The sequence below is a fragment of the Muricoccus pecuniae genome (assembly GCF_014199205.1).
GTDB lineage: Bacteria > Pseudomonadota > Alphaproteobacteria > Acetobacterales > Acetobacteraceae > Roseomonas > Roseomonas pecuniae.
Genome location: NZ_JACIJD010000002.1, coordinates 248144 through 260467, shown reverse-complemented (window position 1 = coordinate 260467; position 12324 = coordinate 248144). Strand labels below are relative to the sequence as shown.

The 12324-nt window shown below is 70.9% G+C and carries 11 protein-coding genes; 10 read left to right on the top strand and 1 reads right to left on the bottom strand.

Annotated features, from left to right (window positions below):
- Window positions 1-45: 45 nt before the first annotated feature.
- Window positions 46-759, bottom strand: coding sequence for a GNAT family N-acetyltransferase (locus tag FHS87_RS03165; protein WP_184513761.1), 714 nt, complete (start codon window positions 757-759; stop codon window positions 46-48).
- A 135-nt stretch (window positions 760-894) separates the two neighbouring features.
- Between FHS87_RS03165 and FHS87_RS03160 the strand changes: the two genes are divergently transcribed.
- The 10 genes from FHS87_RS03160 (at window position 895) to bla (ending at window position 12302) form a co-directional block, all read left to right on the top strand.
- Window positions 895-1668 (top strand): ferredoxin--NADP reductase, encoded by a 774-nt coding sequence (locus FHS87_RS03160; protein WP_184514020.1) that lies wholly within the window; start codon window positions 895-897, stop codon window positions 1666-1668.
- 95 nt (window positions 1669-1763) lie between these two features.
- Window positions 1764-2903, top strand: coding sequence for a TRAP transporter substrate-binding protein (locus FHS87_RS03155; RefSeq protein WP_184513759.1), 1140 nt, complete (start codon window positions 1764-1766; stop codon window positions 2901-2903).
- A gap of 53 nt (window positions 2904-2956) precedes the next feature.
- Window positions 2957-3631 (top strand): TRAP transporter small permease subunit, encoded by a 675-nt coding sequence (locus tag FHS87_RS03150; protein WP_184513757.1) that lies wholly within the window; start codon window positions 2957-2959, stop codon window positions 3629-3631.
- A gap of 34 nt (window positions 3632-3665) precedes the next feature.
- Window positions 3666-5066: a TRAP transporter large permease gene (locus FHS87_RS03145; protein ID WP_184513755.1), complete on the top strand. Its 1401-nt coding sequence runs from the start codon at window positions 3666-3668 to the stop codon at window positions 5064-5066.
- Window positions 5063-5710, top strand: a complete 648-nt coding sequence (locus FHS87_RS03140) for a hypothetical protein (protein ID WP_184513753.1) — start codon at window positions 5063-5065, stop codon at window positions 5708-5710. The genes FHS87_RS03145 and FHS87_RS03140 overlap by 4 nt, the downstream gene beginning before the upstream one ends.
- A gap of 228 nt (window positions 5711-5938) precedes the next feature.
- Window positions 5939-7657: an MFS transporter gene (locus FHS87_RS03135; RefSeq protein ID WP_221299453.1), complete on the top strand. Its 1719-nt coding sequence runs from the start codon at window positions 5939-5941 to the stop codon at window positions 7655-7657.
- Between the two features lie 126 nt (window positions 7658-7783).
- Complete coding sequence (locus FHS87_RS03130) at window positions 7784-8599, top strand: enoyl-CoA hydratase (RefSeq protein ID WP_184513752.1); 816 nt, start codon at window positions 7784-7786, stop codon at window positions 8597-8599.
- On the top strand, window positions 8599-10242 hold the full coding sequence (locus tag FHS87_RS03125) for an AMP-binding protein (RefSeq protein WP_184513750.1): 1644 nt from the start codon (window positions 8599-8601) through the stop codon (window positions 10240-10242). Before FHS87_RS03130 ends, FHS87_RS03125 begins: the two co-directional genes overlap by 1 nt.
- A 58-nt stretch (window positions 10243-10300) precedes the next feature.
- On the top strand, window positions 10301-11356 hold the full coding sequence (locus FHS87_RS03120) for an ROK family protein (protein ID WP_184513748.1): 1056 nt from the start codon (window positions 10301-10303) through the stop codon (window positions 11354-11356).
- Window positions 11357-11423: 67 nt separating this feature from the next.
- Window positions 11424-12302: a class A beta-lactamase gene (gene bla / locus FHS87_RS03115; protein ID WP_184513746.1), complete on the top strand. Its 879-nt coding sequence runs from the start codon at window positions 11424-11426 to the stop codon at window positions 12300-12302.
- Window positions 12303-12324 lie beyond the last annotated feature (22 nt).

Below are 12324 nucleotides of genomic sequence, written 5' to 3'. Positions count from 1 at the left end.
CCTCACCGCAAGCCCTGTTGCAAGCCCCGCCGCAAGCCCCGCCGCTCAGCCCTCCGCCACCCAGGGCAGCGGCGAATGTGCCGCGCGGGCGAGCGGCGCCAGGGGGCGGCCGTCCGGCCCCCAGTTGACCTCGTCCAGCCAGGCGGCGACCGCCTCGCGCCGGGCCGGCCACTCCTCCGCCAGGATGGAGAACTGCGCCGTGTCCCGCAGCCGGCCCTTGATCACCTTGATCGCACGCAGCGTGCCCTCGTAGCGGAAGCCGAGCCGGGCGGCCGCGGCGCGGGAGGGCGCGTTGAGGGCGTGGCACTTCCAGACGAGCCGGCGGTAGCCGAGATCGTCCATGGCGTGGCGCATGAGCAGGAACATCGCCTCGGTCGCGGCGCGCGTGCGCTGGAGCCGGGGGGAGAACCAGATATGGCCCAGCTCGATCGCCGCATCCGCCGGGAAGATCTCCATCAGCGTCAGCCAGCCATCGGCCGTGCCGGTCGCCTTCTGCCGGACCGCCCAGGCCATGGGGTCGTGCTGGGCGGCGAAGGCGGCGACGTGGCGGCGCATGGCGCCCTCGTCCGGGAAGGGGCCGTAGCCGAGATAGGCCCAGCCCGGCTCCGCCCCTGGCGCCCGGGACGCCTCCCACAGCTCCGCCGCGTGGCGGGTGTGCAGGGGTTCGAGCGTCACGCTCACCCCCTCATGGGGGGTGCGGGCCGGCAGGGGCCGGGGCGTCGGGTCGACCTCGGGGCCGAGGGGCGGCGAATCGGGCATGGCGGGATGCTGACGGGGCATGGGCGCACCCACAAGTTGCCGCATTGCACAAGCGGCGCCCTCACCCCATACCGTCCCGCCATGCCGAACGACGCCTCCCCCTCCAAGACCGGACCGGACCCCAAGCGGCCCGCCATGTCCGCCTTCCTGAACGAGACGGTGCTGGATGTCCGCCACTGGACGGACCGGCTCTTCTCCTTCCGCTGCACGCGGGACCCGGGCTTCCGCTTCCAGGCCGGGCAGTTCGCGATGATCGGGCTGATGGTGGACGGCAAGCCGCTCATGCGGGCCTATTCCGTCGCCTCGCCGCCCTGGGAGGAGACGCTGGAGTTCCTCTCCATCAAGGTGCAGGACGGGCCGCTCACCTCTCGGCTGCAGAACATCCGGCCCGGCGACACGGTGCTGATCAACCGCAAGCCCGTCGGCACGCTGCTGCTGGACAACCTGCTGCCCGGCAAGCGCCTGTGGTTCCTCTCCACCGGCACGGGGCTCGCGCCCTTCATGTCCCTCATCCGCGAGCCCGAGGCCTATGACCGCTTCGAGAAGGTGATCGTCACCCACACCGTGCGCGAGGTGGAGGAGCTGGCCTATCGCGAATACATCACCAAGGACCTGATGGAGCACGAGTTCCTGGGCGAGATGGTCCGCGAGGGCCTGGTCTACTATCCCAGCGTCACCCGCGAGGAGTTCCCGACGCGCGGCCGGATCACCGAGCTGATGGACAGCGGCAGGATCTACGCCGATCTCGGCCTGCCCCCCCTCTCGCCCGAGGACGACCGCCTGATGCTCTGCGGCTCGCCCGAGATGCTCGTCGACACCCGCGCGCGCCTCGAAGCGATCGGCATGCGCGAGGGCAGCGCCCATGAGCCCGGGCACTTCGTGGTGGAACGCGCCTTCGTCGACAAATGATCCGGGCCCCGACGAAATTGTTGCACCGGGGTTAGTTCCTCGGGCAGGCTCCCCGCGGACGCGGCCGATAGATGCCGCGCCGCAAGGGAGCTTCGATGTCCGAGAAGAAAGGGGCAGGCCGCCGCGGCCTGCTGCGCGCCGCCGCCGTCGGCGCAACCGGTGCCGCCGTTCTTGCCACGCCGAGCGTGAGCCGCGCCCAGACCACCACCCTCCGTTTCCAGTCCACCTGGCCGCAGCGCGACATCTTCCATGAATTCGCCCAGGACTATGTGGAGCGGGTGAACCGCATGGCCGGCGGCCGGCTGCGGGTGGAGCTGCTGGCGGCCGGCGCCGTCGTCGGCGCCTTCCAGGTGCTGGATGCCGTGCATGCCGGCACGCTGGATGGCGGGCACGGCGTCGCGGCCTACTGGTTCGGCAAGAACAAGGCCTTCTCGCTCTTCGGCACCACCCCGCCCTGGTTCGGGGACGCCAACCAGATGCTCGGCTGGTTCTACCACGGCGGCGGCGAGGCCCTGTACAAGGAGCTTCTGCACGACGTCCTGAAGGTGAACGTCGTCGGCTTCCTCTCCGGCCCGATGCCGACGCAGCCCTTCGGCTGGTTCAAGAACCCGATCGAGCGGCCCGACCAGATCCGTGGCCTGAAGTACCGCACCGTCGGCCTCGCGGCGGATCTGATGGCGGAGATGGGCGCGGCCGTCGTCTCCCTTCCCGGCGGCGAGATCGTGCCGGCGCTGGAGCGCGGGGTGATCGACGGGGCGGAGTTCAACAACCCCTCATCCGACCGCGTCCTCGGCTTCCCCGACGTGGCCAAGGCCTACATGCTCCAGAGCTACCACCAGCGGGTGGAGAGCTTCGAGATCCTGTTCAACCGCCAGAAGTACGAGAGCCTGCCAGCCGAGCTGCAGGCCATCATCCGCCACGGCGCGGAGGCGGCCTCGGCCGACATGTCCTGGAAGCTGCAGGACCGCTACTCCAAGGACCTGCTGGAGATGACCCAGCGCCAGGGCGTGCAGGCCCGCCCCCTGCCCCGCCCCGTGCTGGACGCGCAGCTCCAGGCCTGGAACGCCGTGATCGCGCGGCTGGAGGGCGACAACTCCACCCCTACCAACGGCCCCTTCTTCAAGAAGGTCTGCGACAGCCAGCGGGAATGGTGCCGCCGCGTGGGCAACTTCTTCCTGCGCTACGAGGCGAGCCAGGTCGTCTCCTACAACCACTTCTTCACCAATCGCGGGTGATGCCGCCGGCGGGGCCGCGCGCCCCGCCGGTCGCTCGCCGTTGAAGGAGCGTCATGCAGCGCATCCTGCTGGGGATAGACCGCCTCTCCACCATCGTCGGCCAGGTCTTTGCCTGGTGCATCGTCGCTCTCACCCTCGTCGTCACCTACGAGGTGGTCGCCCGTTACGCCTTCCGCGCGCCGACGACCTGGGGCTACGACGTGAGCTACATGCTCTACGGCACGCTGTTCATGATGGCAGGGGCCTATGCGCTGTCGCGCAACGGGCATGTCCGCGGCGACTTCCTCTACCGCATGTTGGCGCCGCGCCGGCAGGCGACGCTCGACCTCGTTCTCTACATCCTGTTCTTCTTCCCCGCGATCTTCGCTTTCATGATCTCCGGGCTGCACTTCTTCGAGGAGAGCTACCGGCAGAACGAGCGCTCCATGTTCTCGCCGACGGGGCCGGTGATCTGGCCCTTCAAGTTCCTCATCCCGCTCGTCGGCTTGCTGCTGCTGCTGCAGGGGCTCGTGGAGGTGGTGCGCTGCATCCGCTGCATTCGCGAGGGCGAGTGGCCCCAGCGCCTCTCGGACGTAGAGGAGCTGGACCAGCTTATCCTCGCCCAGGCGGAGGCGCGGGGCGCGGAGGCCCTGGCCGCCGATCTCGCGCGCGGCCGGGACGTGGGAGTGAGCCCGCCGGCCGAGGCGGCACCGAAGGAGCGCGCGGGCGACCAGCAGGACGGCCGTTGAAGCAACCCGAACCCGAGCGAGACGACGCCGCACGATGAGCGATCCCGCCCTCGGCCTGACGATGCTCGGGCTGTTCCTGTTCTTCATCCTGCTGGGCTTCCCCATCGCCTTCACGTTGATGGCGATGGGGCTCGCCTTCGGCTATCTCGGCATGGGCGACCGCGTCTTCGACCTGCTGGTGCAGCGCACCTACGCGGTGATGGCGAACGACGTGCTCATCTCCGTCCCGCTCTTCGTCTTCATGGGCTACGTCATCGAGCGGGCGAACATCCTCGACCGATTGTTCCGCGCCTTGCAGATGGCATCGGGCAACATTCCCGGCAGCCTCGCCGTCGCGACCCTCGCCACCTGCGCGCTCTTCGCCACGGCGACCGGCATCGTGGGCGCGGTGGTGACGCTGATGGGGCTGCTCGCCTTCCCCGCCATGCTGAAGGCCGGCTACGACGTGCGGCTGGCCGCGGGCGTCACCTGCGCGGGCGGGTGCCTGGGCATCCTCATCCCGCCCTCGATCATGCTCATCCTCTACGGCGCGACGGCGGGCGTCTCGGTGGTGCAGCTCTACGCCGCGGCCTTCATCCCGGGCGTCGCGCTGGCCATCTGCTACATGCTCTACGTCATCATCCTGGCGATGCTGAAGCCGCAGGTCGCGCCGCCCCTGCCGCCGGAGCAGCGCAACGTTCCCACCGGCCAACTCGTGATCGCGCTCGTCACATCCTTCGTGCCGCTCGCCCTCCTGATCGCGGCCGTCCTCGGCGCCATCCTGATGGGGCTGGCCACGCCGAGCGAGGCGGCGGCGATGGGCAGCCTCGGTGCTGTCGTGCTGGCCGTGGTCTACCGCGCCTTCACCTGGGCCAAGCTGCGGGAGAGCGTGTACCTGACGGCGCGCACATCGGCGATGGTGTGCTGGCTCTTCGTCGGCTCCTACATCTTCTCCTCGGTCTTCGGCTATCTCGGCGGCCAGTCGGTGGTCGAGGAGTTCGTGAAGTCCCTCCCGCTGAACTCCTTCACCTTCATGATCCTCGCCCAGGCCATCATCTTCGTGCTCGGCTGGCCGCTGGAATGGACGGAGATCATCGTGATCTTCGTCCCGATCTTCCTGCCGCTGCTGGACGATTTCGGCGTCTCCCCCCTCTTCTTCGGGGTGATGATCGCCCTCAACCTCCAGACCTCCTTCCTCTCGCCCCCCGTCGCCATGGCGACCTTCTACCTCAAGGGCGTGGCGCCGAAGCACGTGCGGCTGGAGGATATCTTCGCCGGCGTGATGCCCTTCATCTACATCGTCGTGGCGACGATGGTGGTGATGTACTTCGTGCCCGAGCTCGTCACCTGGCTTCCCGAAACGCTCTATGGCGGCACCACCGCGGGAGACCCCGCCCTCGCCATCGAGGCCCCGCCCAGCGGCGGCTTCACGGAGGAGGAGGTGATGCGCGAATGAGCCGCACCGCGCGCGCCGCCGGCTGGATCGCCGAGGCCTTCTCGACCGGCAATCCCCTGGCCGAGCTGCCCGATGAGATCGCCCCCCGGCGCCGCTCGGAGGGGGAGCGGGTCGCCCTGCGCGCCATCGAGTCCCTGGGCCTGCCGCCCTGCGGGCTCCGGATGTCGGGGGGCATCGCCGGGCCGCTGATCGAGGGCCGCATCCTGCCCGACGGCACCGCCGTCGCCGGGTTGCGCCACCCCGTCGTCACCGCCGCCCTGCTCGCCGTGCTGGCCGAGCCGCTCGACCCCGGGAGCGACGCGCTGCCCGCCTTCGCCGCACTCCACCCCGCGCTCGACGTCGCGGACCACCGTTTCACCCAGCCGCCCCGGAGCGCGGCTCAGCGGGCGGCGGATCTCGCGGGGCTGGGCTTTGTCGTGGTGGGCGCGCCCCTGGCACCGGAGGAGGAGCTGCGGCTCGGCGCGGCGCCGGCGAATCCGGCGGAGGTGCTAGCCCCGGTCGCCGCCGCCGCGCGCCGCCTGGGCGGGTTGCCGGCCGGCGCCCTCCTGGTCGCCGCGGGCCTCTCCGCCCCCATCGCGGCCGACAGCCACGGCCTGCTGCGGCTGGATTTCGGAGTGGGATCGGTAACGGCACGATTCCCGTGAGGTTTTACAAAGCAAAGAGAAAGAATTTACAGGCGTAACGACGAGAAAGTTGCACAAGGTTGCGCCTTCTTAAGGAATCCGTCTGGCGGCGCGGCACGATGCTGATCTAGCCTCTCCGGGACGGGTCTGCGCGACGGCTCGTCCCCGCCCGGCCGTCATCGGCCCGGCGTGGCAACCGAGGTCCGGGCAGCGTCGCGCCCCGGGGGGAATTCAGGACCAAGTGAACACATGAGCGCCACCTATTCGACAAGCGCCGCGGCCGAGAGGAACCGGCCGATGACGCGCGAGGAGAGGAAGGTCATCCTCGGCTCCTCACTCGGCACCGTCTTCGAGTGGTACGACTTCTATCTCTACGGCAGCCTTGCCGGGCTGATCGGCACCCACTTCTTCAGCCAGTACCCCGAGGGCACGCGCAACATCTTCGCGCTGCTGACTTTCGCGGCCGGCTTCCTCGTGCGCCCCTTCGGCGCCATCGTCTTCGGCCGCATCGGCGACCTCGTCGGGCGCAAGTACACCTTCCTCGTCACCATCCTCATCATGGGCGCCTCGACCTTCATCGTCGGCCTCCTCCCGGGATCGGAGACGATCGGCATTCTCGCCCCCATCCTGCTCATCGTCCTGCGCTGCCTCCAGGGCCTGGCGCTCGGCGGCGAGTATGGCGGCGCGGCGACCTATGTGGCGGAGCACGCGCCGAACGGGCGCCGCGGCTTCTACACCTCCTTCATCCAGATCACGGCGACGGCGGGCCTGTTCCTCTCGCTGCTGGTGATCCTGGGCACCCGCACCTGGATCGGCGAGGCGGAGTTCGCGGCCTGGGGCTGGCGCATTCCCTTCCTGCTCTCCGTCGTGCTGCTCGGCATCTCCGTCTGGATCCGCACGACGCTGCATGAGAGCCCGGCCTTCAAGAAGATGAAGGAGGAGGGCACCTCCTCCAAGGCGCCGCTGTCCGAGGCCTTCGGCCAGTGGAAGAACGCCAAGTGGGCGCTGCTCGCCCTGCTCGGCCTCACCATGGGCCAGGCGGTGGTCTGGTACACCGGCCAGTTCTACGCGCTCTTCTTCCTCGGCTCGATCCTGAAGGTGGACGGGGCGACGACGAACCTGCTGATCGCCTGGTCGCTGCTGCTGGGCTCGGGCGGCTTCGTCCTCTTCGGCTGGCTGTCGGACAAGATCGGCCGCAAGCCGATCATCCTCGGCGGCTGCCTCCTGGCGGCGCTCACCTACTTCCCGCTGTTCAAGCTGCTGACGGCGGAAGCCAACCCGGCGCTGCACCAGGCGCAGCAGACCATCCCGGTGCAGGTGCTGACCGATCCCTCGACCTGCTCCTTCCAGTTCAACCCGGTGGGCACGGCGCGCTTCACCCAGCCCTGCGACATCGCCAAGGCGGCGCTCGCCCGGGCCTCGGTGCAGTACTCGGTGCAGGCGCTGCCGGCGGGCACGCCGGCGTCGGAGACCGCGATCCGCATCAACAACGGCACGCCGATCCGCGCGACCGACCCGACCTTCGCGCAGCAGCTCTCGGCGGGGCTGACCTCGGCGGGCTATCCGGCGGCGTCCAACCCGACGGTCGTGAAGATGTCCGGTCCTTTCGACATCTTCCGCGAGCAGCCGGCGGTGCTGATCGGGGTGCTGACCTTGCTGGTGATCTACGTCACCATGGTCTACGGCCCGATCGCGGCGGCGCTGGTGGAGCTCTTCCCCACCCGCATCCGCTACACCTCCATGTCGCTGCCCTATCACATCGGCAATGGCTGGTTCGGCGGCCTGCTGCCGGCGACCTCGCTCGCCATGGTGGCCCAGACCGGCGACATCTACTTCGGCCTCTGGTACCCGATCGTCATCGCCCTCGCGACGGTGGTGATCGGCGCGATCTTCATCCCGGAGACGAAGGATCGCGACATCTTCGAGGCCGAGGAATCCGGCACCAACGCGACCAGCGCGCGGGCCTGATCCCTCCCGCCTGAACGGAACGGGGCGCCGGGAGAGATCCCGGCGCCCCTTCTCTTTTCCGCATCTCCCCTTGCGCGCGGGCCGCCGCCCGCTCCAACCTTCCGGCAAGCGAACGGGGAGGGCGACATGCCGGACGGTGCCGCGGGGCTCACCGCGCCGATCCTGCTCCGGGAGAGCGCCGGGGGTGTCGTCACCCTCACCCTCAACCGCCCCTCGGCGCGGAACGGCCTCTCCATGACCCTGCTGGAGGCGCTCGGGGGCGCCCTCCGCGACATCGCCGCCGATCCCGCCGCGCGCTGCGTGGTGATCGCGGCCGAGGGGCCCGTCTTCTGCGCCGGCCACGACCTCAAGGAGATCACGGCGCATCTCGCCGACGCCGATGGCGGCCACGCCTTCTTCGCCGAGGCGATGGCGCGCTGCGCCGCCGTGATGCAGGCCATCCCCGCCCTGCCCCAGCCCGTGATCGCGGCGGTGGGCGGCATGGCCACCGCCGCCGGCTGCCAGCTCGCCGCCGCATGCGATCTGGTGGTTGCGGCCGACACCGCGCGCTTCTGCACGCCGGGCCTCGATATCGGCCTCTTCTGCTCCACCCCCGCCGTCACCCTCTCCCGCTCGGTGGGCCACAAGGCGGCGATGGAGATGCTGCTGACGGCCGAGCCGGTCGGCGCGGAGGAGGCGCGGCGGATCGGCCTGGTGAACCGCGTCGTGCCCGCCGCGGCGCTGCGCGCGGAGGCGGCGGCGCTGGCGGGGCGGATCGCCTCCCGCTCGGCGCACGCTGTGCAGCTGGGCAAGCGCACCTTCCATCGCCAGGCCGGGCTGCCGCTGGCCGAGGCCTATGAGCTGGCCGCCGCGGCGATGGTCGAGAACCTGCTGGCCGAGGACGCGGCCGAGGGCATCGGCGCCTTCCTCGCGAAGCGCGCACCGGAATGGAGGCATCGCTGATGGACACGAACCCGCCCCTCTCCGCCAAGGCCGCCTATGACGCCCTGCCCCGCACGGCGGCGAATCACCGGGCCCTGACGCCACTCCTCTTCGTGGAGCGCGCGGCCGCGGTCTTCCCCGACCGGACCGCGGTGATCCACGGCGCGCAGCGCTTCACCTGGCGCGAGCACAGGGACCGCTGCGTGCGGCTCGCCTCCGCCCTCGCCGCGCGCGGTATCGGGCGCGGGGACACGGTGGCGGCGCTGCTGCCGAACATCCCCGCCATGATCGAGTGCCACAACGGCGTGCCGATGACGGGCGCGGTGCTGAACACGATCAACATCCGGCTGGACGCCGACACCATCGCCTACATCCTGGATCACGGCGAGGCGCGCGCGATCGTGGTGGACCGCGAGTTCGCGCCCCTGCTGGAGAAGGCGCTGGAGATCGCGAGCGCCCGCCCCTTCGTCATCGAGGTGAACGACCCCGAGGCCCCCTTCGGCCACACGCTCGGCGGGGAGGACTACGAGGCCTTCATCGCGGGCGGCGACCCCGCCTTCCCCTGGCAGCCCCCCGCCGACGAGTGGGACGCCATCGCGCTGAACTACACCTCCGGCACCACGGGGCGGCCAAAGGGCGTGGTCTATCACCACCGCGGCGCCTATCTCGGCGCGATCGGGGACCTGCTGGCCTGCGCCATCGGCCCGGCGCCCATCTATCTCTGGACGCTGCCGATGTTCCACTGCAACGGCTGGTGCTTCCCCTGGGCCGTGGCCGCGGTCTCCGGCACCCATGTCTGCCTGCGCGCCGTGCGCGGCCCCGTGATGTGGGAGCTGATCCGCGCGCATGGCGTCACCCACATGTGCGGCGCGCCCATCGTGCTGCAGACGCTGGTGAACGACCCCAACCGGGTTCCCGGCACGGGCCTCTCCTTCGGCGTGGCCGGCGCTGCCCCGCCCGAGGCCGTGCTCGCCGCCGCCGATGCCGCCGGCGTCACCGTGCGCCACATCTACGGGCTGACGGAGTGCTACGGCCCCTCCGTGGTGAACGAATGGCACGCCGAGCACGACGCGCTGCCCGCGCCGGAGCGCGCGGCGCTCATGGCCCGCCAGGGCGTGCGCTACGTCACGCTGGAGGCCTTCGACGTGCTGGACGGCGCCGACAACCCCGTGCCCGCCGACGGCGCGACGATGGGCGAGGTGGCCATGCGCGGGAACACCGTGATGAAGGGCTATCTGAAGGACCCCGTCGCGACCGCGAAGGCCTTCGCCGGCGGCTGGTTCCGCACGGGCGACCTCGGGGTCAAGTACCCCGACGGCTACGTTCAGCTGAAGGACCGGGCGAAGGACATCATCATCTCCGGCGGCGAGAACATCTCCTCCATCGAGGTGGAGGACGCGCTCTACAAGCACCCCGCCGTCGCGGTCGCCGCCGTGGTCGCCGCGCCCGACGAGAAATGGGGAGAGGTGCCCTGGGCCTTCGTCGAGCTGAAGCCGGACGCTGACGCCACCGAGGCCGAGCTGATCGCCCATGTCCGCGAGCGGCTGGCGGGCTTCAAGGCACCCAAGCGCATCGTCTTCCAGGAGGTGCCCAAGACCTCCACCGGCAAGCTGCAGAAGGTGCCGCTGCGCAAGGCCGTGAGGGAGGGGCTGGTGGAGGGCTGAGCCAACCCGGGAACTGCGGCGGCGTTCCTCCCGCGACGACAGGAGAAGCCCCCGCATCATGCCCGACCAGGCCAGCGCGCTGACCGTTGCCGGACACGGCGCCTCCGAGCTCACCCATGTCGTGCTCGATGCCTACAATGCCGAGCTGCGGGACAAGGAGGGCTTCATCGGCGACCGCGCGAGCAAGCGGGCCTTCCGCGCGATCCTGGAGGAGTGGCGGGACCGGCTCCGCAAGCTCGGCGACGAGGACCCGCTGGGCGATGACATCGAGGTGTCGAACCGCCGCCTGGAGAAGCTGCTCCACGACGAGCGCCCGGAGGCCGCGGCCCTCGTCCACGGCGTGATCGAGGAATTCGCGCAGGAGCTGGCCGGCGTCACCCGCCGCTTCCTCCGGCTGAAGGGGTGGAAGGACACGCAGCGCATCGCCGTCGGCGGCGGGATGAGCGGCAGCCGGGTGGGCAAGCTCGCCATCGGCCGCGCCTCCCTGCTGCTGAAGGCCGATGGGCAGGGGGTGGAGCTGGTCCCCATCACCCACGAGCCGGACGAGGCCGCGCTGATCGGCGCCGCCCATCTCGCGCCGAGCTGGATTTTCGCCGGGCATGACAGCCTGCTCGCCGTGGATATCGGCGGCACCAACATCCGCGCGGGGCTGGTGGACCTGAACCTGAAGAAGGCCCCGGACCTCGCCGCGGCCCGCGTCGTCGGGCTGGAGATCTGGCGGCACCGGGACGAGAAGCCGAGCCGCGAGGCGGCGGTGGAGCGCATCGCCACCATGCTGCGCGGCATGGCGTCCCTGGCGGAATCGAAGCGGCGGGCGCTCGCGCCCTTCATCGGAATCGGCTGCCCCGGCATCATCGAGCCGGACGGCTCCATCGACCGCGGCGGACAGAACCTGCCGGGCAACTGGGAGGACCCGGACTTTCACCTTCCCAGCGCCGTCGCCCGTGCAATGCCGGAGATCGCCGGCCATCCGCCGGTGGTGGTGATGCACAACGACGCCGTGCTGCAGGGGCTGAGCGAGATCCACAACATGCGGGACGTGGAGCGCTGGGGCGTGCTCACCATCGGCACGGGGCTGGGCAACGCGCGCTTCACCAACCGGCACCCGGACTGACGGCGCCGCCGGCAGGCTGTAGAAGCCTCCCCGCCCTGGACTGAACCTCGCGGAGGCGCTTGCCGGAATGGCCTGGAGACGCAGCATTCTTCTCGGGGCCGCGCTCGCGCCGCTCCTTCCCGCCCTCCCGCGCGCCGAGGCCGCCCTCGACGGGGAGGCCCTCTCCCGCGCCCTGCAGCGAGCGGAGAGGGAGGGCGGCGGGCGCCTCGGCGTGGCCGTGCTCGACACCGCCACGGGCGCGCGCTTCGCCCGGCGCGGGGAGGAGCGCTTCCCCGCGGCCAGTACCTTCAAGTTCCTCCTCGCCGCGGCCATCCTCGCGGCCGCGGATGCGGGGCGCGAGCGGCTCGACCGCCGCCTGCCCATCGCCGCCTCCGACCTCGTCGAGTACGCGCCGGTCACGGGCAAGCATGTCGGGCCGGAGGGGCTGAGCGTCGCGGAACTCTGCGAGGCGACGATGGTCTGGAGCGACAATCCGGCCGCGAACCTGCTCCTCCCCTCCCTCGGCGGCCCCGAGGGGCTGACGCGCATCGTGCGGGGCTGGGGCGACCCCGCTTTCCGGCTGGACCGGTGGGAAACCGCGCTCGGCGAGGGGCGGCCGGGCGATCCCCGCGACACCACCACCCCGCTGGCCATGCTGGGCAGCATGCGGCACCTCCTACTCGGGGATACCCTCTCCCCGGCCTCCCGCGCCCGGCTGACGGATTGGCTGGTCGGCTGCCGCACCGGGGACGCGAAGATCCGAGCGGGTCTGCCGGCGGGATGGCGCTGCGGAGACAAGACCGGAGGCGGCGGCCACGGCACGAACAACGACATCGCCGTGCTCTGGCCGCCCGGCCGCGCGCCGGTCCTCGTCGCGGCCTATCTCACGGAGAGCGCGGCCCCGCTGGAGGCGCGGAACGCCGCCCTGGCCTCGGTGGGGCGCGCGGTGGCGGCGGCGGTGGGGTGAGAGCCCCGGAGGCGCCCCGGCC